This window comes from Paraclostridium dentum, assembly GCF_012922555.1.
Taxonomy (GTDB): Bacteria; Bacillota; Clostridia; order Peptostreptococcales; family Peptostreptococcaceae; genus Paraclostridium; species Paraclostridium dentum.
This window is the reverse complement of sequence record NZ_WIPK01000012.1, coordinates 12,522-36,764: the sequence shown is the minus strand read 5'-3', so window position 1 is coordinate 36,764 and position 24,243 is coordinate 12,522. Positions and strand designations below refer to the sequence as shown.

Here is a 24,243-nt window from a genome sequence, read left to right as displayed (position 1 = left end):
CTTTTTAAAATTTTTCCAAGTAAAGTCCCCCTAATCTATATAATATTCAAAAAAATTTTTTATGTTCCTTTACATTAAATAATTTATAAAATAAAAAAGTTTGATAGACTGTACTACTTATCTATCAAACCCTTTTATTTTCTTCTAAAAATAGAATTCCTTTTTCTGTTATTACCGATCCACCTCGTCCAGATAAAATTTTTACAAATCCAAACTCTTGCAATTCTATTAATATACTTCTAATTTGTTGCTCTGTTAAAAATATTTTTTCTTCTAACGCATATTCATATATTTTTCTTCTTCCTATTCTCTGTTTTAAAACATATGCGTTATTTATTTTTTCTAATACAAATATGTAATCTCTTAAATCTCTTTTTAAATTTGATATATTTTTAATATCATTTTTATTCGATAATTCTAAGCAATAATCTTTATGTTTTATTGATTCTAACATATACTCAGGTAAATCATATATTTCTATTATACTTTTATCTAAATATGAACAATACTCTACTAAATTTCTTAATTCTCTTATATTCCCTTCCCAGCTATATGTTTTAAAAACCTCAACAAGTTCATCCGAAAGACTAAACTTTACATCAAGATTTTTCTTAAATGATTCGAAAATTAAAAATACATCTTCATTTCGATTTCTAAGTGGTGCAATTTTTAATGGCAATACATTTAATCTATAAAATAAATCTTTTCTAAATTTATTTTCGCATACTAGCTTTTTTAAATCTCTATTGGTAGCTGCTATAATTCTTATATCCACATCTATAATCTTATCTGAACCAACTCTTCTAATTTGTTTTTCTTGAATTACTCTAAGAAGTGTAGCTTGAGAGTTCAAGTCCATTTCTCCTATTTCATCTAGAAAGATAGTACCTTTATTAGCTAATTCAAATAATCCAATTTTTCCACCTTTTCTAGCTCCTGTAAATGCACCTTCATCATATCCGAAAAGTTCACTTTGCAATAATCCTTCTTGAAAAGTGCTACAGTTTACAGCTACAAACGGGCCTTGGCTTCGTCTTGATGCACTATGTATGGATTGTGCAAATAACTCTTTACCTGTACCACTTTCACCAATTATAAGAATAGATGAATCAGATTGAGCCATTTTATATGCAATTTTTTTTGTATTTTTTATAGAGTCACTACACCCAATTATATCGTCAAAATTATATTTACTTACATTTCCTGAGCTCATTAACTGTGCCCTTAACTTTGCTTGTTTCTTTTCAGCTTGATGGAATTTGGATACTTTTATTATAAATCCATTAAAAACACTTATGTGCGTGTATTTAACCTCCATGTTTATATCTATATTATTTACTTTAATAAGTTTTTGAAAATACGGAACTTCTTTTTTAATTATTTGATCAAAGTCTAGAGATTTTACATATTCACCTATATATTTCCCTATCATTTCATTTCCATTGATAGACAATATTTCTCTGGCTACGTGACTATAAAACTGCACTATCCCCTCATTGCTAACTCCAATAATGCCATCGTCAATTGCAGATAACAAGAAATCAAATTGATTCTCTAGTTTAGTTTGGGTTACTAAAAGTTTTTCTGTTATATAGCTAATTGGAACAATCTTATCCATAAATTTTTTTACTAAATCCTCTTGAATAAGCCTTTCTAAGTTGAGCTTCATAGCTATGTCTGCAATAGAACTTAAATCTATTATTCTATATTCTAAATCTATAATCTTGCAATTTTTAGCTTCTATATTTAATTTTTCTCCTGGTGTAAGAACTATTGAGTTTTCTGGTATCTTTTCCATCTCAGTATAGCAAGGTATAAGATTTGGTATGTCTACACCTAATCTATATATAATTGCTATTGTTTCTAATGCCATACTTTTTGATAAATTATAAACGAATACAGTTTCGTTTTTATTTATCTTGCATATTTTTTCAAAACTTGATTTCTCAAAAGTTAAATTAGGTATGATTATTTGTGCATCTGAATTGCACATCTTTAAGATTTCTTCATATTTTAAATTTACAGAAAGAAGAATTAGTTTTTCTTCAAAGAAAGTAAATCCGCCCTCTTCAAAAGAATACAGGTTTATCTTTATACTGTCTCCTAAAAAATAATTTATTTGATTTGCATATATTTCTCCTGCATCTTTTTTTAATGTTACTATAGCTAATTCTCTTTTTTTCATTTTTATCCCTCATATCTAATAGTCTATAATCATTAAATAAATTATAACAATATCATATATAAATTGCAAAATATAGTAAAGAGAGATAAATTAACTTTATCTCTCTTTACTATATTTTTAATTACATTTTTTTATATAATCAACAATCTCTTTTGCTGTATCAATTAAGTACTCGCCTTTAAAATAATTTAATTTGATTTCTTCAAAGTTACCAATTGCTGAAACAACTTTAGGAGTTTCTTCGAATACCCCTAAAACATTCATGTCTTTATCTAAAATTGCAATTGTAGGAGCTTTATAATTTTCAATTTTTAAAATAGGTGCTAAAAACTTTTTACCTCTTGTTATACTTATTACTGACATATTGAAATTTTGATTTAAATCACAAAGTCTTTTAACTACACTTACATTAAGTTGGAAATCTGGACAAAAGATTTCACCTGAAACTAAAAAGTTTATTTCTTTATCAAAGTTTTTAACCTCTTCTATTAAATCATTTGGTAAGTTGATACGAGAAGTATTTTTTACTATTCTATATCTTTCTTCTTTTGTTCCTAGTCCTACTGCTGATTCAAAACTTACTCCTACTTCAAATAACTCTTTGATATTCATTTCCATATTAATAAATCCTCCAATATATAATTTTTGTACTATTAATATAGAGCAATTACTATGCCAGTTTTTGAAGTTTTAAATTAAATCTTATTGATAAGTTTCAACCCACTGAAAGTATCACATTCTATAAATTTTAAATTTATAGAAACTAATTAAATTTAATTTTCAACTTTGGTTTTATTGGTTATTATGGTTGTTGTTTAACCCTGTTAACCCATTTATCTATTTCTACAAATGTTTCATTATAGGTTACTTGACCTCCCATATCTGAAATTCCACTATATGTTAAAATATTTGGATTACCATGTTTTTTCCACCATCCAGCGTACATTAAAATTGTATTATCCCCTACACTATCACTTATTTTAATTTGAACTTTTATAATTCTATTTTTACTAACTAATTCTACTATATCATTTTCTTTAATATCTTCTCTATCTGCCATGTCTTCATTTATATAAGCTTTTGCTATTTCATCTTTATCCATCATATGCTGACTAGCAATGCTATCTCTATAGTGATTAGTTAATAATCTATACTTATTTCTTTTCTCAGATTTTATGTATATAGGAATTGGATTTACTCCATCTAAAATAGCATCATTTGAATATATTTCAAATTTTTTTGATGGAGTTTCAAATATTTTATCTTCCCATGCTATATGATTATGTATAGTCATGTAATTACTTTTTATTGATTCTAAATTTATATTTCTATCAAGTTCCATCAATGGTTTTATTACCTCACATATATATTCTAACTTAGATACAATTGGATAATCTTTTATGTTTAAACGTTTTGCTAACTCCTTAAAGAAATAATATTCATCCATTAGTTTATTGCTTGGATTTACTGCTTTTTCATTATATATAATATAAGGGTTCATCATTGATGAATATAGTAAATCTTCACTTTCTAAAGTATTTGTACATGGTATAAATAGATCACATTCTTTTGCTGTGTCTGTCATAAACATATCGAAACATACTTTAAATTCTATATAATCAAGTGCTTGCTTTACATCTACTACGTCAGCTAGTTGATTTAACAAATTACTCTTTGTTATAACTGCCATTTTAATAGGAATTTTACTATTCATAGATTCTTTTATAAATTTACTAATATAACTAGTATAAAAAAATCTATTGTCACAATAACTTTCACTGTTAAATGGGTCTGTATTTAAAGCTGATGGATATACTTTATTTGCATAATTAATACCTCCCCCAGCAAATCCTATTTGCCCAGTTGTAGCCCCTAAAGCATCTATAGCCCTTATATTATTTCCTCCATTTTTATATTTTTGCATTCCATATCCTATGTATATAGTCGAATACTTATCTGTATATAATTCTACTAACTCTTCTACTGTATTTAGCTGTACTCCACATTCATTTAATAATTCTTCTAAATCTAAACTAAGTATATATTCCTTATAGGTATCAAATCCTAATACGTATTTATCTATATAATCATTATCACAAATTCCTTTTTCTATTATAATTTTTGTCATAGCCATAGCTAATGCTCCATCTGTACCTGGATTTATTCGTATATATTTATCTGCAATTTTAGCTGTATCTGTATATATTGGATCTATAACAACTACCTTTACTCCTTTAGATTTTGCTTTTTTTATCATTTGAAATGTATGTATTGTAGTATACGCAGGATTTTTTCCCCATATAAAAATACTTTTACTATTTAACATATCTTCTAACGAATGACTTTTAGATGTACCATAATCATATTTTTGAGCTTTTATTCCAGCACTCCAACAAGGGCCTCCCTTGCTTTTACTTACTCCTCCATAAAAATTAAAGAAGATATCACCTATATCTTTTAAAATTGAACCACTTCCGTATTGAGTGTAATATAGTATAGATTTTGATGAGTATTTATCTTTATATATCTTTAGTTTTTTTGCAATTATATTTATAGCTTCTTCAAAACTAATTTCATTCCAAACTCCATCTATTTTTATCAACGGATTATATATTCTTTCTGGATGATTTAGCCTTTTTAAATGAGCTCTTCCTTTATTGCATATAAATCCTTTTGTATATGGATGATTTTTATCACCCTCTATTTTTATAACTTTTTCATCTTCTACATATACATTAAACTTACAACAATCAAAACAATCTAGCGTACATCCATGACTTAAAATTTTCATTAATGATTCCCATCCCTCTTATTTATTTTGATAAATAATATTTTCTTTATAGATAATAATATAAACATCTATACACACAATCAATACTTTATACACTTAATTTGCATAAATTTTTAGATATGATATAATGTTAGACAATTTAACCAAAATATAGATAACTTTTATGAGGTGATAATATGGAATTTTTAAGAATTCAATCTGAGAATAATAAATATTGGAATGATATAATAAATATGTATAATACAAGCTTTCCATTATTTGAACAAAGAACTTTAGAGGATCAAGTATTAGCTTTACAAGATGAAAAATATTATTGCATGGCCCTTTGTGAATCTGAGTCACTAATTGGACTTTTATTTTATTGGGATTTAGGCGAATTTGTATATATAGAGCATTTTGCAATTTCTTCAAATTTAAGAGGAAAAAGTTATGGCTCTAAAGTTATTAAAGAGTTTTGTAAAATTAATAAAAATGTAATTTTAGAAATAGATCCACCTTTGGATGATGTATCTATTAAGAGATTAAATTTTTATTCAAAATTAGGATTTAAATTACAAGAATTTGATCATACTCATCCATCATATAGAAAAGATACACCTGCTCATGAACTAAAAATCATGACTTATCCAAATGATATAACGGAGTCTGAGTTTAATAATTTTAGCAATTTTTTAACTAATACAGTAATGAAATACTCTGAAATATAAAAATAGGTACATGCTAGCATGTACCTATTTTATTTATTTTTCTACTAATCTATCAATTATGCTAACTAGATTAGCAATTTCTGGTTTAGTTATTTGTTCGTCTGCACCTATAGATTTACCTTTTATTCTCATTTCTTCACTTATTAATGAAGAGAATAATATTAAAGGTATGTCTTTAAGCACACTATCATCTTTTACAAGCTTTGTTAATCTATGTCCATCCATTAATGGCATTTCAATGTCTGAAACTATACATGAAACATGCTTTTTAACTGGCTCTCCGCAAGTCTTAACTTCTTCTAAGTATTCCCATGCCTCTTGCCCATTATCAACTTTTATTGTGTTTTTGTATCCCGCTTTGTGTAAACATTCAACGATCATCTTAGAAAGTAACATTGAATCTTCTACTATTAGTATAGTTTTGTCAGTGTCTTTACGCTTACCTAATCTATCTATTTCTTCATATTGAATACTTGACTCAGGACTTATTTCTGCAATAATTTTTTCAAAGTCTAGTATAGTTATAAGCCTATCTTTATATTCTGCTATACCAGTTGAGACTCCTTCATCTCCACCGTAAATTACTTTATCTGGTTTTTTTATATCTTGCCATGAAACTCTTGCAATACCTACTACAGATTCAACATGGAAAGCAAAGTTTAACTTGTTGAAATGAGTTACAATAAATATATCATTATTTTTATTTTCTGTTTTAGGTAAGTTTAGATATCTACCTAAATCTATAACTGTTATAATTTCATTTCTAGGCTTAAATACACCTTCTACTAATTCATGTGAGTTAGGCATTTGTTTTACTGGTTGCGCAATCATTATTTCTCTAACTTTTGCGACATTTATACCAAATAATTCACCTGCTATAGTAAACTCCATAATTTCAAGTTCATTTGTTCCGGATTCTAAAAGAATTTTTGTTTTACTAGTATTCTCTGAAACGCCCATAGTTACCTCCCGATTTTTATTTTCAACTATAAATATACTTTCTATATATACGGAAGATTCTTTTAAATCTAGAGATACGTATTTATGTATATATTATTAAAATATTATATAAATTTCAAAATAACTATAATAATTACTATAATTATTAACACTCCACTTAAATTATCCACTAGTGATGAAGTATTTAAATAAAAATAAGGATTAATCCAAAGCTGTTTATTTTTTTCTTTTTTAATTTCCCTTTCTAAACTGTTTATATAAAATAAATTTAACTTAAACTCTAAATCTGAAATTCTATTATTCTTAAATAAACTGTCTACATCATTAAAAGTCTTTGATATTTTTTGTTGTTTTTCCTCATTTGTATTACAATTGTTAACCTCATCCTTTAATAATTTATTCTCTTTAATTATTTTGTTAATTATTTGCTTTATATTTGGTATTTTTTCTTCTATTAAAGCAAGTTCTTTTGAAGTTAAATTTTGATTCTTCAATAACTTTATTGCTATAACCTCAATCTTTTTATTTTCTATTTTCATTGTATTTGAAAATTTTTCAACTTCAATTAAAGCTCCTAATTTTAACTTCACTTCAACTTCCGATATTAACCCCTTTTTCCCCATAAGATTTACATTATTTATCTCTCTATTGATTAAATCTTTTCTTTCTTCATCTGAATTACAATTTTTTATTAAAATCTTTAATTGCTTTATGTCTTTGTTCAATTTTTCAGCTAATTTTTTTATATCAGGATATTTAAGGTTTATAAATTTTTCTTCTGATTTATTTATATTTTCTCCACTTATAATTTTCATAGCTATTAAGGTTGCTTTTTGCAATTCATCTTTAATTCTACCTACTATAGCTTCACATTCTTGGCTTGGAGTTTTTATTTGTTGTTTTAGCTGTTCTTTATTACTTGTAGTCATATTACTTTTATTTCCTATATCATAAGAATTTTTATTTATACTATTAATCATCAGTTCACTCCTAAATATGATAATAATTTATAATCATATTATTTATATACGGATTAACTAATTTATATCTAAGTTAAATTCTTCAAAGCTAGACAATATAAAGTTATTAATTTATAATAATTTTATATTTAAAGTAATTTACAAGTTAATAACTTTGCATATATAAGTGTTTTGTAGAAAGGATATACTATGAATAAAATTGGATTAATATTAGAGGGTGGCGGTATGCGTGGTATATACACCGCTGGAGTTTTAGATTTTTTTATAGAAAAAAATATAGAAGTTGATATAACAATCGGTGTATCTGCTGGTAGTTGTCATGCTTCTTCATATTTATCAAAACAATATAAAAGAGCATATAATGCTACTGTAGACTATATACACGATAAAAGATATTTAAGTTTTTCTAATTTAATTAAAACCGGATCAATTTTTGGTATGGATTTTATGTTCAATAAAATTCCTAATGAACTAAATATTTATGACTATGATACTTTTGCTAAATCTAAATCTAAATTCGTAGTGGTTACTACTAATTGTGAAACTGGATCTCCAGAATACTTTGAGTTAAAAGACTTGAAAAAAGAAATAATTTATATGCAAGCATCTTGTTCAATACCTATGTTTGCAAATATAGTAGAAATAGATGATTTTAAATTGGTAGATGGTGGTGTATCCGATTCAATACCTATCGAGTATGCTTTAAATAAAGGATATAAAAAGAATATAGTTGTTTTAACTAGAGATATTACTTACAAAAAAAATAAACAAAAATTTCTTTCTATTGTAAATAGAAAATATAAAAAATACCCAAATCTTATTAAAGCAATTGAAAATAGACATTTAAATTATAACAAAAGTCTTAATTTAGTAAACCAATTAGAAAAAGATGGAGACGTTCTAGTTATTAGACCTAAAAAACCAGTTAATGTTAGCCAAATTGAGAAGAATGCTAAAAAACTTACATCATTATATGAAGAAGGATATGATGATGCTAAAGAGTTATATGGTAAAATTTTAGATTTTATAAAAAAATAACTGAACTTACTTATGTAAGTTCAGTTATTTTTATTTAATGTTACATTTCAAAATCTTCTGTGTCAAATAACATTTTCCCATCAAAATACTTATCTTTCTTATCTTGATTATTTTTTAATTTAAACTGTCCAATAAGATCTCTTAGCATATTAGCTTGGCTAGATAGTTCTTCACTTGCTGCAGCACTTTCTTCAGAAGTTGCTGAGTTTGTTTGAACTACTACTGAAATTTGTTCCATTCCAGTGTTTACTTGATTTATATGCTGAGCTTGTTCATTACTTGCGTCTGCTATTTCTTGTATAACTTCAGATGAAGTCTTAGCTCCATTAACAACTTCTTCAAGAGATATTGCTGTTTCTGATACAATCTTTGATCCATTTTCTATAGCTAGTAAAGATCTTTCAATTAGCTCAGCTGTATCTTTTGCACTTTGTGCTGATTTTTCAGCTAGATTTCTTACTTCATCTGCAACTACTGCAAATCCTTTACCTGCTTCTCCAGCACGAGCTGCTTCTACTGCTGCGTTTAATGCTAAGATGTTAGTTTGGAATGCTATATCATCAATATTTTTAATTATATCTCCAATTCTATTTGAAGTGCTGCTTATTTCATCCATAGCAGTAATCATCTCTTGCATTTGCTTTTTACCTTTATCTGTAGCAACGCTTGATTTTGTTGAAATAGCCTTAGCTTTTACTGCATTTTTAGCTGTTTGTTGAATTTGATCTGATACTTCACTTATAGTTGCAGAAAGTTCTTGGATAGAACTAGCTTGTTCTGTTGCTCCTTGAGAAAGAACTTGAGCTCCTTCTGATAACTGTATCGAGCTAATTGCAACTTGTTCTCCAGCTATGCTTATTTGATCTAATGTACTATTTAAACTATCAATAATTTTATTTACAGCTACTAACATAGGTTCAAAATCATTTATGAATAAATGACTTAATTTTTCATCGTTTGTATCTAAATCTAAATTTCCATTACTTATCTCTGTTAATACATACATTAATGTACTAATCATTTCACTCATATCAATAACTATTTTATTTGTAGCATTAGCTAATAATCCAATTTCATTTTCTTCATTTATTTGTGGAGTTTCTGAGTTCAAATCTCCTTCTGCTAATTTTTTAAGTCTTTCGCTACAAGCTTTTAGTGGATTTCCTATCTTGTTAGCAAACTTTATAGCTGCTATAAATGATACTATAGTAAATATTATTGCTAATCCAATAGTTGTCCCAATTGAAGTATATACTGGTCCAAGGAAATCTGCTTTGTTAGTCATTATTCCGACTCCCCATCCATTAGTATCTTTAACAGGAGTATATGATAACAGCCATTTTTCTCCATTTACCTCTACATCATCTTTACCAGTTTTCCCTGATATAAGCTTTTTATCAATTTCTGCAAAAGTTTTTTCATTTGGGTTTGTTTGTGCTTCTTTTATAGAATTTTTAACAGCTACAAGACTCACATCCTTATGAGCAATTATAGTTCCTTCGCTATCTATTAAATAAGCATAACTATTTTTACTTATTTTTATGTCATTAACTATATCATTTAAAAAGTCTTTATCTACATCAAAAGTTACTATACCTACAATCTTACTTCCTTGTATTCCATTTTCCCAAATAGGCGCTGAAACTACCATTGTAAGATCTCCTGTTACTTTACTTACAACAGGACTACTCATATATGCATCTCCTTGCATAGATATTTTAAAGTAATCCCTAGATGAATAATCTTTTCCACTGAAAAGATCCTTTCCATCTGCATATATAATTTGTCCTAATGTTAAACCTGTAAGTTTTTCTTGTCGTGTAATAATATTTTTCTTTTCCTCAACACTTATTTTAGGATCTGAAAGTTCTTTTATTATACCCGTTTGTATTGTAGCATCTTTAAGATTAGTTATCTTTTGTGCAACTGTTTGTGATGCTTCTTTAGTAGTTTCTGCAACTGAATTTGCTAAAATCGTATTCGAAGTTTTATAGTTTAAATAACTCGTAATTGATCCTAACAATAAACAACAAACTACTACTACACATACTATTATAAAAGTAAGCTGAGTTTTTATACTTTTATTTTTGTACTTAATATTAGTTTTAATTTTTGATTTCATACAATTATTCCTCCTTTTTTAACCTTATTTGTTAACATATACTTTACATTAACAACTTTTTCACAACCCATTTCCAACATTTAACCTGCAAAATGTACTACTTATAATATTACGAACCATAGCCGATTTTCTTTAATACTAAATTCAATAATTTATTATTATTTTTAGTTAAATTTTTTTAACATGTTTCGCCTAAATTGAATATTATATGCCAGGGATATACTTTATCTCTAAAAAATATACAAAGGTGATAATACATGACATGTTCTAGTAGTTTATTAAAAAAAGAAGTTTCTATTCCTTATGCTTTATATCAGTCTGAACTAGGAAGATATTTTATAGGTCAAACTCCACCGTTAAATCCAACAGGCGCAAATACTAACTCTATAGCTGCACTAGTTAATCCAGCAGGATCATCTAGAGATATATATGTAAATGTAATAACTATATTAAATCCATCTGATACTGCAATAACTGCTGATTTCTACCTTAGAGCAGCTTTACCATCAGGAACATCTGTTAGTACCTTAGTAAGCTCTACTAATCTAACAATTAACCCGTATCCCGTACCTTATGGGCAAATTCACTATTTGGCTAATGCTACTGCTGCTCCTAATGGCATATCTATCTTTTCTAGAATAGTATCTCCATCTTCAACAGAAATTGTAGATGGAGGTCAAATTATTCTTCCTCCTGGTCAATCTTTAATTGTTTATTTAAGAGGATTGACTACTAATTCTAATATTGTCGTTGCATTTGGATGGTGGGAAGAGTATTCAAATAGTTGTAATTGCCACCATTGTTAACATTTCTAACAATGATTAGTTTTAATTTTTAAGTGTTATACCATAGACATTCTGCTTTCATTACAGTGGAGTGTCTATATTTATGTTATAATAGAAACATTATACATAGGAGGTACAGTATGAAATCAGCAAAATATTATATAGAAAACCTAGGTATGACACCTCATGTTGAAGGTGGTTACTATAAGGAATCAGTAGTTTCAAAAGATTTATTTAGAGATGATAAAAACTTATTTACTAGTATATACTTCTTACTTGAAACTGGAGAAGTATCTAACTTCCACAGATTAAAATCAGATGAAATGTGGTACTATCATGATGGGCAACCCCTTACTATATATATGATTACTCCAGAGGGTGAGCTAATTACTAAACAATTAGGGCTAGATGTTGAAAACGGAGAACTTCCACAAGTTTTAGTTCCTAAAGGATATATATTTGGTTCTTCAATGAATAATGATGGATTTGCATTAGTGGGTTGTATGGTAGCTCCTGCATTTACATTCGAGGATTTTGAGTTATTCAATCGAAAAGATTTATTAGAAATGTATCCTCATCTTGAAGATGTAATACTTAAATTAACTAGATAAAAAAATTACTTTTATTGAGCGACTACGCATATGAACTACTTTATGTAGTCAAATACCTAAAAATAGGTCCGTTGCTCAAGTTTATAAATTGGAAATTATATTTATCCACAGTTTAGGATTAAATATAATTTCCATAAGAATAAAAATTACCTCAATGATAATTTTACCAATTTATCATTAATGCATAATTTGCTAGAATATACTTATATATGCTGATGCTCCGAAAATTGCGCCTACTATTGGAGCTACTACGGGTATCCATGCATAACTCCAATCAGAGTCACCTTTATTCGGTACAGGCATTAAGTAATGCATAAGTCTTGGTCCAAAGTCTCTAGCTGGATTTATAGCGTATCCAGTTGGTCCTCCTAAACATAGACCTATTGCTCCTACTATCATCCCAACTGCCATTGGCTGAATCCCATCAGCAAGTGAAGATTGTCCTATCCCTAATATTGCAAAAACTAATACAAAAGTTCCTACAGCCTCAGTAATAAAGTTTATTTTAGTATTTCTTATTTCTGGTCCTGTACAAAATACAGCTAATTTAATAGCCTTATCTTCGGTTTTTTCAAAATGATTATAATAGCAAACAAGAACTAATAATGCTCCTATAAAAGCTCCTATAATTTGAGCTAATATATACATAGGTACATTTTCCCATGGAAAATTCCCAATAACTGCAAGAGCTATTGTAACTGCAGGATTAAAATGAGCTCCACTAACACTTCCAAATATAAAAACCGGAATTGCTACTGCTAAAGCCCATCCTGTTGATATTACTATCCATCCTGAACCATTTCCTTTAGTCTTAGAAAGTATTACATTTGCTACAACTGCGTTTCCTAATAATACTAACAATAAAGTTCCCACTAGTTCTCCTAAAAATATTGACATATTCATTTATTCCCTACCTTTTTATAAAATCTATTTTTTTCAAAATATAATATAAAGTTTTATATTCTTAAATAACTAAATAAATAATTAATGTAAAAAAGTGTATATATTTAAACTATATATACACTTTTTAAAAGCTATCCAACATTATTAAAATGCAGATTTAAATATCTCTATTATGTCGTTTTCATTTCCTTTTCTAGGGTTACTGAATGCATTTCCATCTTTCAATGCCATTTCTGCCATATATTCGAAATCTGCTTCTTTAACTCCCATTTCTTTTAAGCTTGCAGGTATTCCTATATCTGTAGATAACTTAAACATTGCATTTATTGCTTTTTCTGCAGCTTCCATTACTGATAATCCATCTATATTTTCACCCATAAATTCAGCTATATTAGCAAATTTTTGAGGATTAGATATTAAATTGTATTTTTCAACATGTGGAAGTAACATTGCATTTGCAACTCCATGAGGCATATCATATAGCCCACCTAATTGGTGTGCCATAGCATGAACATATCCTAAATTTGCATTGTTAAATGCCATACCTGCTAATAATGAAGCATATGCCATGTTCTCTCTTGCAACTAAATTTTCACCTAATGCAACTGCATGTCTTAAATTGTTTGATATTAATTTTATAGCTTGAATAGCAGCAGCATCAGTTACAGGGTTTGCATCTTTTGATACGTAAGCTTCTATAGCATGAGTTAATGCATCCATTCCTGTCGCAGCCGTTAATCCACCTGGCTTTTTAACCATTAATTCTGGGTCATTAAAAGAAACTAATGGTAAGTTTCTCCAACTTACTATAACATATTTTACTTTAGTCTTAGTGTTAGTTATAACACAGTGTCTTGTAACTTCACTTGCTGTTCCAGCTGTAGTGTTAACAGCAGCTATTGGTGGTAATGCATTTGTCAAAGTTTCTATACCTGCATATTCATAAAGATCTCCTTCATGAGTAGCAGCTATTCCTATTCCTTTACCACAGTCATGTGCACTTCCTCCACCGACTGTAACTATCATATCACAATTTTCTTCTTTGTATATTTTAAGACCATCTATAACATTAGTATCTTTAGGGTTTGGTTCTACTTGGTCATAATATGTAACTTCTATTCCAGCTTCTAATAAAGATTTAACTGTTAATTCAACAGCTCCACCTTCCATATGTCTTAAAAAGTTATCTGTAACTATTAAAGCTTTTTTCCCACCTAATATTTTACATCTTTCTCCAACTAATTTTACACATCCAGCTCCCATAAAGTTAACGCTTGGTACTAAATAATCATACATTCTCATTTGTCATTTCCTCCGATTAATTTTTGTTGTATTATTAAATTTAAATGCCTACTTATTAAATGCATCTATTGCTGCTTGAGCTATAGCCATGTCTTCTTCTACAGTTCCTCCACTTACTCCAACTGCACCAACAACTTTACTATCAACTATTACAGGAAATCCCCCGCCAAAAGGTACTATTTTACAGTTATTTGTAAGTTGAAGTCCGTAAAGACTTTGTCCTGGTTGGACACACTCTGCAATACAGTGACTCCCTTGCTTTAAACAAGCTGCTGTATAAGCTTTATTTATTGCAATATCTATACTAGTTATAAATGCTTCTTCCATTCTGTGCATTAACATTAGGTTTGCACCTGAATCTACTGCCGCAAATATTATTGGAACATTCATTTCTTGTGCTTTTTCTTCTGCTGCCTTTGCCATTTCTTTTACTATATCTAAACTTAATTCTTTTATTTCATTTAATTTTTTCATAACTAAAGCCTCCTAAGCTATCTTAGTTTTTTTGTTATTTAAATGGTATTCCTTTTACTAATCTGCCTGCATTTGATCCTAAGTTTCTTAAAGTATTAGGACTATCATAAATATTAGCAATAAATAAAGGTTCATTTTCCTTTAATTTATTTAAAGTTAATGTAACTTTACCAGTTTTATCTATACCTATACCTACTGATAACCTAGAAAGTTGAGATGCAATATAGCTTAATTTCTCTGAGATAAGAGATTCTTCATTTTTTAATACTTTACAAGGAATTCCTTCTTCTTCTATTCCCCATAAAATCTCATCTATACTTTTTAAATCTTTAAGTTCTTTACAAAGGTACATATGTATTGTTGGTATATTATGATTAAAATCTCTAGTTAACATTACCTTTTACTCCATTTCCATTAAAAGCTAACACAAGTCCTGTAGCCACTGCATTTCTAGGTCCTTCTGTACCTCTAATGTTACCTCTTCCCGCTACTACTCCATATTGAGATAATGAGTTAGTTACTAATTGAGGAACTTCAAAATCTAATGATGATCCACCAACTAATACAACAAATTCTATGTCTCTTATATTTCCTGTAGGTGATACTATCGTTAATGCTCTTATACAGTTAGTTACAAATACTTTTTCTTTAGCAGATTTTCTTATATTTTTAATTTTTTCTATAGAATTTTGTCCTTCAATAGGCACAAGTTCTCCATTTTTTAATATTACTACTTTGGCAAAAACCGAAGAGTCTAATGGTTTTTCGAAAAATTCTACTGTACCATCTTCATGTCTTATATTGAATAAGCTTTCAACTTTAGCAAGTGGATATTTTTTTATATCTTCTGCCAAACTAAAATCTTCAAGTCCTAATTCAGACTTTATAAGCATAGTTACCATATTCCCTGCACCCGCTAAATGTATTGAACATATTTCACCTTGCTTATTTATTATTGATGCATCTGTTGAACCTGCTCCCATATCTAAGATTGCAAGTGGTGTACTACTTCCTGGAGTAGTTAAAGCTCCTCTTATAGCCATATCAGCTTCTACTCCTCCAACTTCAACTAAGACACCTAATTTTTCTTGTAACTTATCAGCTATCATTTGCATTTGAAGTTTATCAGCTTTAACCATAGCAGCTATCCCAACTGCATTTTCCATTGAAAATTCTTCAGCTATACCACCTTTTACCTTTTGAGGTATAAAAGTGTCGACTGCTAGTAAATCTTGTATAGTAATATCTGATATTTTTTGTTTAGTAAGATTTGCCATAACTTGTCTTACTCTTTCAAGCATTCCACCTGAATTTGTACCAGGTTCACCTTTTACATCTAGTATAGGAACACATAAACCAACTGCATCCATAATTTTTTTAGCACCGTGTTCTACATCTACATCCCCTTTTCTTTTCAATCCATTTATATGGATTTTCCCAGCAGGTATGACTTTTTCTTGAACATCTCCTTTTGGGGTTTTTATTACTACCGCTGATCTATTTCCTATTAAGGCTCTAGATATAGGAACTATCATTTTAGTTTCTTCTGAAGTTAAATTAAAAACTGTTGCAATTCCATATGGATTTGACAAAGTTTCAATAATATCTCCTTGTTTAGCAACTTCTACTGCTGCCTTCATTCCTATGGAAACCTTTTCCAAAAGCATAACTTCATCAACTATTGGTATTTTATTTTCCAATCTATTATTTATTAAGACCCCATCGTCCCTTTGAACAATTGCTGCTTGTATATTTATTCCCATTTTAGTAGCTGCATTTATTCTTGCTGTAGCCTCTAAGAAATTAACTCTACTTAAAATAAGTGGAATAAATTGTTCATCTTTTACTTTCTCTGCATCTAATCCATCTAAATCTTCTATATATATAGTTTTTCCTATACCTAGTCCCACTCCACCTGGAGTAGATGGGTTATGACCTATCATTGTAGATTCTGTTATAATTGTTTCAGTTATAGTTTCCATAGCAACATCCCCGATAACAGGAGCTGCTTCGTTTATTCTTACCAAATCTAAATCTTCAAGTTTTAGATTTACTTTATCTAAAGCCTGTTTTAAGGAGGAAAAGACTCCTTCTATATTTTCTTCAGTGCCCTTTATTCCTGTTGTTGGAACTATTCCACTTGAAAGAAATTTTATCTTTTCATTTTCAACTTTTGCTAATACCACTTCTGTTGTAGCATTACCAATGTCTACACCTGAGATTATCTTCATTAACCTTCCTCCATAAATTTAAACCATATTACTCTTGTCTTAATTTTTTTCTTTCTTCGTAAACTTCGCTAGCTTCTCTTATAAATTCAGCATTAACTTTTGCTCCATATACATTTTCAACCTCATCTGCGATATCCAGAAGCTCTTCTTTTGTTGATCTATATGGTCTTAATGCATTATATATTTCAATTATTCTATCATCAGGAAAGTTTATAAGCTCCGCTGCTCTTCTAAAATTTCTAGCAATAGCATCTCTATTCATATCTTCAGCAATTTGAGCTTGCATTTCTAAAGTTTCTGGAGATATTCTAACATCTTCTGGTTTAATTTCTCCGTTTATTACATTTTCCAAAGTTATCTCTTGCAAACCCTTTCCAGTCGGTGTCTTTATAACATCAGCTCTTTTTTTAGCTAAAGGGTAGTCGTAAGAATTCATTCTTTTTTGTTCCATAAAATTGCTCTCCCTTCAAATTAAAATTTCACATCTATTTGTATCGGTTTTGCTCCAACCTCTACATATTTAGTTTCTTTTATATGGAATAAAGCTGCTTTTGCCATAAATTTAGGTCTAACCATTTGGTCATTTTTAGTTGGCACAGGATTAGGGGATTCTCCTTTAGCATATTTAGCTGCATTTTTTCCTATTAATCTATATATATCTAATGTTAATAGCGGCGCTTGTGGGAATAATTCTAAGTTATTTAATGGTAATAAGTCCTTTTGATGAATAACTGTTGTTCCTTTTGACTGTATACCAATCCCTATTCCTGATCCACTTATTTTAGCTGCATCATTTGCTATAAATGAAACATCTGATGTTCTTATAAATCTAACAATTCTTGCCTTTAATCCTTCTTCTTCTATACCTGCTATAAGTTCTGTTAATATCTCACTATGTGAAGTATCTACTAATGTCTTAGTTTGAAATTTTAGAAATGCTGGTGCTAATCCTATAACAACTTCATCTACATTAGTCCCAACTTTTGCCTCTCCAGTTTCAGTAAGTTCAAGTGCTTTAATTTCATATTGATTTGTCATTTTTCCCATTTTTTTCACCTCTCACTTATTTTATATCTTCTGGTTTTACTACGTTAGGTATATTCTTTATTTCTTCCCATCTTTCTGGACTTATTCTGTATCCAGTTCCTGGTCCTTTATAATCATTTTTATAGTTAACTGCACTTATAACATCAAAGTCTGTATTTAATATAGCTGAGGTTTGTAAATAATCCCCTGTTACTCTTTGCTTAAGCATGTTTAATATGTTGTTTGCTATATCATCAAATCCATTAACACTTAATGCTTTTACTACATCAAGACCTACTATTCTTCTATTTAACATTTCTTCTGCTGCCTTTAAATCTTCTACTATATTTCTTTCAGGCATATCTTTACTTCCATGAGCATAAGTCGCCGCTTCAACCTCTTCATCTGTTATAGGTGGGAATCCTAATTCTTTAAATACAGCTTGTATCGCTCTTGCAGCTTTATTTCTTATTGCAATAGTTTCTGCTTCTGATACTGGTCTTAATCCACCATCTACCATTAAGTCCCTTTGCAACACGTTGTAATCATCAAAATCTTCAGCATCAAAGTTTGAACCTGCGAACATATTATCGTAGTTTGGGACTGCACTATATCCAGAGAATATAAAATCTGTTCCTGGCAACATTTGCATTAATGTTCTCGCTGTTCTTCTTATATCTGAATGTGAAAAAGTTTGGTCGTTTCCAGAAGCAACCTCTATATCAAGCATAGATGCTATTAAGTTTTCAGCTAAAACAGCTCTTATTCCTGACGGAACTGCACCTGTCATACCTATACAACTTACTGCTCCATTTTGAAGTCCTTGGACTCCAGCTCCTTTAGTTATATATATACATCTCGCCTCTAGATAAAGCATTGATTTTCCTTCTGAATATCCCATTAATGCTTCTGAACCTGTACCTGATGTAAACCTCATCTTAAGTCCTCTTGATGCATACGCTGATGCTAGGAAAGCTTTTGACCATGGCGTATCATCTCCATCTGTAAATACAGGTTCTGTTCCATATACTGAAACTGTTTCTGCATAACATGTAAGTCCTCTCATTCCAAGGTCAAGTTCAGTGGCTTCCTCAACTGAACATTGAGTTAAGACCCCAGGACGTCCTACTTGAGCTCCAATTAATAGTGATAATGCATTAAATGGTGCATATCTAACGATAGCAACTGTAGTTTCCTGCTCAGAGAACCCTCTTAATCCAGCTTCTGCTGCATCTGCTGCAATTTGAACAGGGTTATCTTTTAGGTTTGTAACATGACATTGATTTGAAGGAGTTTTTCTAGCTCTCATTTTTTGAAGTGCAAGCATCATTTCAACAACATTCATATGAGAAACTACCTCAACTACTTTAGCAGGAGTTATGGCTGTTATTATCTCAACTATTTCGTCTCTACCAATATTTATATCAACAAGTTTCTTTGCTATTTCTAAAGAATCAATTTTCATAGCTTCTTCAGCTTTATTTAAGTTGATCGCATAGTCAGCTATGAATCTATCTATCATATCAAAATCTTCTCTTTTTACACTATCTAGCTCTAATACTTTTCCATTTTCAATCTTTATAGATGGTTTTGGATCGTTAGGACTGTGCATTGCCACTAATCCCTCTTCTGGCCATTCATCTATAATCCCATCTTGATTTACAGGACGTTGTGATAAAACTTGGAATCTTTTTGATTTCACTTATAGTTCCTCCCTTTAATTCAAATAAAATTGTTGGCTTTTGTCGTTAAATAAATATTAATATATATTTACCTTAATTCCATTACAAATTCTTGCTATGTTATCGGATTTTATTGTTTAATTTTTATCAATTGAAATAGTACTTTTTTATTTTATAGAATAAAAAAATACTATTTTTATTAATTAAATAGTACTTTTTTATACCTTCGCTAAATATATTAAAACTTTTCTATGAAATTGGATTTTAAAAAAGCACTTTACCAGTAATTAATTTTAATTATTGGTAAAGTGCTTTTTTACTTAGATCTATATAATTCTCTATACTTTTTCGGAGTAACTCCTTGTAATTTTTTAAATACTCTTATAAAGTATCCACAATCTTCAAACCCCAAGTCAATAGATATATTTGTAATAGGAATATCCGTATTTTCTAAAATTTCTTTAGCTCTATTTATTTTTTTATCATTAACATATGAAATAAAATTTATCCCTACTTCTTTTTTAAATACTTTACTAAAATAACACGGACTTAAATTGCATATAGAAGCCGCCTTTTCTAGACTAACGTTTTTCCCTAAATTATTATTTATGTATTCTATAGATGAATTAATTGATAAGTCTCTTTTATCTTTTGAATGTCTTCCTATTTGTAATATGTTGTTAGTTTTTAGATTAACAATATATTTATTAACAGTATTTATTAGGTCAATTGGTTTAATAGGCTTTAATATGTAATCATCGATGCCTAAAGTTAATAATTTATGCATTAATTCAAAATCATCATATATCATCATTATAACTATTTTATTTATATTTTCTTGCTTTATTACCTTTGCAGCTTTTATCCCATCTGTACCAGGCATCTTAGCATCCATTATTATAATTTCTGGGTTAAACTGCTTATCTAATTCAATTGCCTCTTTTCCATTTTTAGCTTGAGCTATAATTTTAACATTTTCACATTTATTGATAATTACACTTAAAGCGTCTCTTTCTAATTCTTCATCGTCAACAATCATTATCTTAACCATGTATTCAACTCCTAGCTATATTTTTTTAAAATAGTTATTTTTACTAAAGTCCCAAGATTTTCTTTACTATTTATTTCTATTTTATAGTTTTCTTCATAATAGTACTGCAACCTCTTATTAGCCCTTTTTATTCCTATACTATTCATATCCGTATAATCTTTTAAATCTAAATCTTTTTGAATTAAATTTAATTGATCTCTCTCAATTCCAATTCCATTGTCTTCAACTTTTATAACTATATAATTTCCTTCTCTTTCTAAGAAAACCTTTACATAACCGCCATCTTCCTTCTCTTCAAGGCCATGTATTACAGAGTTTTCAACAAAAGTTTGTAAAATCATAAATGGTATTTTTATATTTTTAAATTGGTCATCAATGTTAACCTCATAATTTAGTCTTTCAGAAAACCTTATCTTCTGAAGTTTCAAATATGATTTTATATAATCAAACTCTTCTTCTAAAGTAATTATTTTATCCGATTTTTTTAACGCATACCTTAGCATATTTGATAGGTTATATATTATTTCATGAGTTTTTGGTGCATTTTCAACTATAGCTAAAGATGAAATGCTATTTAATAAGTTGAATAAAAAATTTGGATTCACCTGTGTTTGAAGAGCTTTTAATTGATATGCTTTGTGTTCTTTTTCTAACTTCTCTGTAATTTTTTTATTTTCTTCAAGTTCTTCTTTTTTATCATCTAATTCTTTTTGAAGTGTTTTTGATAAACATTCTGATACTATATAATTACTTATATGTAACATCATTTCTGCTAATGCTTCTACTTTTTTAAAACTTACCACAGGCAATTTATTGTACGCATTTTCTAATTCTTCTTTTTCCATTGAACCATCAAAGTTTATTTCTACGGGTACTATATTTTCCAAATATAATGTCTTTGCATCCTCTACTAAAACTTGTCCAGCCATTAGTGCTCCTACATATTGACCATTAACAATTATAGGAGTAGCAAAGTCAATTAGACCTTTATGACATATATATATGTATGTTCTTTTCAACCTAGCAGCTTCAATTCCCCCTCTTGAATCACATCGTTCACATAAATGAGAATATAGCTCATTTTTCCTAATAAGTTTACAGAATTCACTACATCCACTATGGTTGGTTAATGCCTTTCCTATATAGTCAACTGTTATTATAGCTATTCCTGTAGCAGCTGATATATCATCTTGTATTTTTTGAAATTTTTTTATATCTATAATGTCATCTAAATGGAGTATATTTTTCATACTTTAATCTCTCTCCTCACCAGTTTTCGCAAAATTCCAATATTTTATTAATTTTATTATATTATTTTTCGTCCATAAATTACAAGACTTAATTATAAGTACAAAAAATAGATTTATCCATCTATATTGTATAAATATCTTATTTAATTTTTTATAATACGATACAGTTCTTATAAACAGTATGTATTAAGTTCCTCTTTTATTAAAAATATATAAAAAAGAACTGTAGCATAGTAGTTCAAACTTATTCTATGCAACAGCTCATAAATTTTAGAGTACTTAATAATTTTAACAAGCAATAATTTCTTTTATAAAAAATTCTTTCCCACCTAAAATGGCCCACTCTGTACTATTACAGTTTGGGCATTTACGATTATTTTCAAGTAAATTAAAGACCTTATTACACTTTTTACAAATACCGTTACCTGGTAAAATTTCTATTTCTAATTTTGTGTCATGTAGCATAGTCCCATCAACTGCAGCTGGATAACACTCTCTAATATATTTTGGTATCATAGATGATAATTCACCTATTTGAAGTACTACTGTGTCAACCTTATTTAGATTTTGTTCTAATACAACTCTTTCTACAGTTTTTACAACCTCAATTACAACCCCTAACTCATGCAAGTCATTCACCTACTCCTATGATTTTTAAGATATATTTCCAATATAAAGCCCTTGCTAGTATTATAACACCAAATTTTTATCAATTCATTACTCAGGAATATATTTTGTTCGTTTTCTTACTTTTTTTGGTAAATCGCTTTCATTTATAAATAAATAGTGCTACAATATTCGTGAATAAACACTTTACATTCGATGGGGGGATAATTATAATGTTTTTATTCGAATCTCAGCCAATATCAAATTGGCTAATGTTATTTTTTGTATTTATAGTATTGGTTGTATTAAATGAAATTGGACGACGTTATAAATGGGGTGGGGTTTCGCTATTTATAATACTTCCAATTATTCTTACATTTTTTGTTTGGCCTAAAACTACAAAAGGCACTAGTGTAAACGATTGGTTCCATTATGCAAAAGTTTACTCTGCCTTAGCTGGTTGTGTAGGTTTCTGGTTATTACGCCATATAGATGGAGCTACTAAGCATAAATGGGTTTTATGCTTTCCACCATTAATACTTGCAATTAATATTATGGAAGCTGTTGCTCGTGATTTCCAAATAGGCTCTCTTGGACTTACAAGACAAGTCTTTGAAGGTATGATGACATATAGTGGTTCTTGGAACTACTTAAATGGTATTGCTGGAATTTTAAATATTATTACTATAACAGGTTGGATGGGAATATGTATTAGTAAAGATAAAAGCAAAGATATGTTATGGCCAGATATGTGCTGGTTCTGGATTATAGCTTATGACCTTTGGAACTTTGCATATACTTATAACTGCTTAAGTGATCATGCTTGGTATTGTGGAATTGCTTTACTTGTTGCTCCAACTGTAGCTGCTTTCACACTAAAAAAAGGAGCTTGGCTACAACATCGTGCTCAAACACTTGCACTATGGTGTATGTTTGCAATGACATGTCCTTCTTTTATTGATGAGTCACAATTTGCAGTTAAATCTACACAAAATCCAACTGCTCTGCTTATAATAAGTTCAATTGCTTTAATTGCTAATGTATCATTATTCATTTATATGGTTTATAAAGTAAGAAAAACTAAACGTAATCCATATACTTCAGAACTTTACACTGACTTACAGTGTTATGAAGAAGTAAAAGCATATGCTGAATAAATAAAAAACCATCTCAATAAATTTGAGATGGTTTTTTTATTTACCACATTCAAGATTTTTATTACTCCATGTTATCATATTCTTCATTATTGGTAATAAGCCTAATCCAGATTCACTTAAATAATAAATAGATTCAACCACTTTACTATCAGTATTTTTTTCATTAATTATGATGCCATTTTCTATTAATACTTCTAGTTGTTGAATTAGCATTTTCTTACTGCATCCTTCTATAGATCTTTGCAACTCTCCAAATCTTATTTTATTATCTTGGATTTGCCATATTATAGCAGGTATCCATTTTTTACCTAAGATACTAGATAGAGCTTCAACCGGACAATCATATATCAGATCCTCTACGTTGTACATTCTCACTCCTCCT

23 protein-coding genes are annotated in these 24,243 nt (G+C 28.9%); 5 read left to right on the top strand and 18 right to left on the bottom strand.

Annotated elements, in window-relative coordinates; genetic code table 11:
* Positions 1-124 precede the first annotated feature (124 nt).
* The 3 genes from GFJ41_RS14675 to GFJ41_RS14665 all read right to left on the bottom strand — a co-directional run bounded on the left by GFJ41_RS14675 (position 125) and on the right by GFJ41_RS14665 (position 4,976).
* Entirely contained in the window at positions 125-2,185 is a 2,061-nt protein-coding gene (locus GFJ41_RS14675) for a sigma-54 interaction domain-containing protein (protein WP_170075727.1), read from the bottom strand.
* Positions 2,186-2,302: 117 nt separating this feature from the next.
* Entirely contained in the window at positions 2,303-2,803 is a 501-nt protein-coding gene (locus GFJ41_RS14670; RefSeq protein WP_052169296.1) for a thioredoxin family protein, read from the bottom strand.
* A gap of 184 nt (positions 2,804-2,987) precedes the next feature.
* Complete coding sequence (locus GFJ41_RS14665) at positions 2,988-4,976, bottom strand: molybdopterin-dependent oxidoreductase (protein WP_170075726.1); 1,989 nt, start codon at positions 4,974-4,976, stop codon at positions 2,988-2,990.
* A 176-nt stretch (positions 4,977-5,152) separates the two neighbouring features.
* On the opposite strand from GFJ41_RS14665, the gene GFJ41_RS14660 reads away from it, so the two are divergent.
* Positions 5,153-5,683 carry a GNAT family N-acetyltransferase gene (locus tag GFJ41_RS14660; RefSeq protein ID WP_035118096.1) on the top strand — a complete coding sequence of 177 codons (531 nt, stop codon included), beginning with the start codon at positions 5,153-5,155 and terminating at the stop codon, positions 5,681-5,683.
* 33 nt (positions 5,684-5,716) lie between these two features.
* On the opposite strand, the gene GFJ41_RS14655 is transcribed toward GFJ41_RS14660, so the two are convergent.
* On the bottom strand, positions 5,717-6,643 hold the full coding sequence (locus GFJ41_RS14655; RefSeq protein ID WP_021430302.1) for a chemotaxis protein: 927 nt from the start codon (positions 6,641-6,643) through the stop codon (positions 5,717-5,719).
* Positions 6,644-6,747: 104 nt separating this feature from the next.
* On the bottom strand, positions 6,748-7,623 hold the full coding sequence (locus GFJ41_RS14650; protein WP_170075725.1) for a hypothetical protein: 876 nt from the start codon (positions 7,621-7,623) through the stop codon (positions 6,748-6,750).
* 189 nt (positions 7,624-7,812) lie between these two features.
* On the opposite strand from GFJ41_RS14650, the gene GFJ41_RS14645 reads away from it, so the two are divergent.
* Positions 7,813-8,661, top strand: coding sequence for a patatin-like phospholipase family protein (locus tag GFJ41_RS14645; RefSeq protein WP_170075724.1), 849 nt, complete (start codon positions 7,813-7,815; stop codon positions 8,659-8,661).
* A gap of 40 nt (positions 8,662-8,701) precedes the next feature.
* On the opposite strand, the gene GFJ41_RS14640 is transcribed toward GFJ41_RS14645, so the two are convergent.
* Positions 8,702-10,783: a methyl-accepting chemotaxis protein gene (locus tag GFJ41_RS14640; protein WP_052169297.1), complete on the bottom strand. Its 2,082-nt coding sequence runs from the start codon at positions 10,781-10,783 to the stop codon at positions 8,702-8,704.
* Between the two features lie 257 nt (positions 10,784-11,040).
* On the opposite strand from GFJ41_RS14640, the gene GFJ41_RS14635 reads away from it, so the two are divergent.
* Entirely contained in the window at positions 11,041-11,589 is a 549-nt protein-coding gene (locus GFJ41_RS14635; protein WP_035118104.1) for a DUF6143 family protein, read from the top strand.
* 119 nt (positions 11,590-11,708) lie between these two features.
* Positions 11,709-12,179, top strand: coding sequence for a cupin domain-containing protein (locus GFJ41_RS14630; protein ID WP_150841499.1), 471 nt, complete (start codon positions 11,709-11,711; stop codon positions 12,177-12,179).
* A gap of 192 nt (positions 12,180-12,371) precedes the next feature.
* Here the strand turns inward: GFJ41_RS14630 and GFJ41_RS14625 are convergent, their stop codons facing one another.
* From GFJ41_RS14625 to GFJ41_RS14575, 11 genes are all read right to left on the bottom strand, one after another.
* Positions 12,372-13,082: an MIP/aquaporin family protein gene (locus GFJ41_RS14625; RefSeq protein ID WP_332841161.1), complete on the bottom strand. Its 711-nt coding sequence runs from the start codon at positions 13,080-13,082 to the stop codon at positions 12,372-12,374.
* 144 nt (positions 13,083-13,226) lie between these two features.
* A complete protein-coding gene (locus GFJ41_RS14620) occupies positions 13,227-14,384 on the bottom strand; it encodes an iron-containing alcohol dehydrogenase (protein WP_035118107.1) in 1,158 nt (385 codons plus the stop codon).
* Between the two features lie 48 nt (positions 14,385-14,432).
* The gene (locus GFJ41_RS14615; protein ID WP_035118109.1) at positions 14,433-14,858 is read right to left on the bottom strand and encodes a GlcG/HbpS family heme-binding protein; all 426 of its coding nucleotides are present in this window, start codon (positions 14,856-14,858) and stop codon (positions 14,433-14,435) included.
* A 34-nt stretch (positions 14,859-14,892) separates the two neighbouring features.
* A complete protein-coding gene (locus GFJ41_RS14610) occupies positions 14,893-15,252 on the bottom strand; it encodes a glycerol dehydratase reactivase beta/small subunit family protein (protein ID WP_170075723.1) in 360 nt (119 codons plus the stop codon).
* Complete coding sequence (locus GFJ41_RS14605; protein ID WP_170075722.1) at positions 15,242-17,089, bottom strand: diol dehydratase reactivase subunit alpha; 1,848 nt, start codon at positions 17,087-17,089, stop codon at positions 15,242-15,244. Before GFJ41_RS14605 ends, GFJ41_RS14610 begins: the two co-directional genes overlap by 11 nt.
* Positions 17,090-17,117: 28 nt before the next feature.
* A complete protein-coding gene (locus GFJ41_RS14600) occupies positions 17,118-17,540 on the bottom strand; it encodes a diol dehydratase small subunit (protein ID WP_170075721.1) in 423 nt (140 codons plus the stop codon).
* A gap of 20 nt (positions 17,541-17,560) precedes the next feature.
* Positions 17,561-18,136, bottom strand: coding sequence for a propanediol/glycerol family dehydratase medium subunit (locus tag GFJ41_RS14595; protein ID WP_035118116.1), 576 nt, complete (start codon positions 18,134-18,136; stop codon positions 17,561-17,563).
* A 16-nt stretch (positions 18,137-18,152) separates the two neighbouring features.
* Positions 18,153-19,817, bottom strand: a complete 1,665-nt coding sequence (locus GFJ41_RS14590) for a propanediol/glycerol family dehydratase large subunit (protein ID WP_170075720.1) — start codon at positions 19,815-19,817, stop codon at positions 18,153-18,155.
* 296 nt (positions 19,818-20,113) lie between these two features.
* Entirely contained in the window at positions 20,114-20,848 is a 735-nt protein-coding gene (locus tag GFJ41_RS14585; RefSeq protein ID WP_035118121.1) for a response regulator transcription factor, read from the bottom strand.
* A gap of 11 nt (positions 20,849-20,859) precedes the next feature.
* Complete coding sequence (locus GFJ41_RS14580; protein WP_035118123.1) at positions 20,860-22,098, bottom strand: sensor histidine kinase; 1,239 nt, start codon at positions 22,096-22,098, stop codon at positions 20,860-20,862.
* A 288-nt stretch (positions 22,099-22,386) separates the two neighbouring features.
* Positions 22,387-22,737, bottom strand: coding sequence for a hydrogenase maturation nickel metallochaperone HypA/HybF (locus GFJ41_RS14575; protein WP_332841159.1), 351 nt, complete (start codon positions 22,735-22,737; stop codon positions 22,387-22,389).
* 200 nt (positions 22,738-22,937) lie between these two features.
* On the opposite strand from GFJ41_RS14575, the gene GFJ41_RS14570 reads away from it, so the two are divergent.
* Positions 22,938-23,861 (top strand): DUF5692 family protein, encoded by a 924-nt coding sequence (locus GFJ41_RS14570; RefSeq protein ID WP_035118127.1) that lies wholly within the window; start codon positions 22,938-22,940, stop codon positions 23,859-23,861.
* Between the two features lie 36 nt (positions 23,862-23,897).
* Here the strand turns inward: GFJ41_RS14570 and GFJ41_RS14565 are convergent, their stop codons facing one another.
* A complete protein-coding gene (locus GFJ41_RS14565; RefSeq protein WP_035118129.1) occupies positions 23,898-24,230 on the bottom strand; it encodes a winged helix-turn-helix transcriptional regulator in 333 nt (110 codons plus the stop codon).
* Between the last annotated feature and the right edge of the window lie 13 nt (positions 24,231-24,243).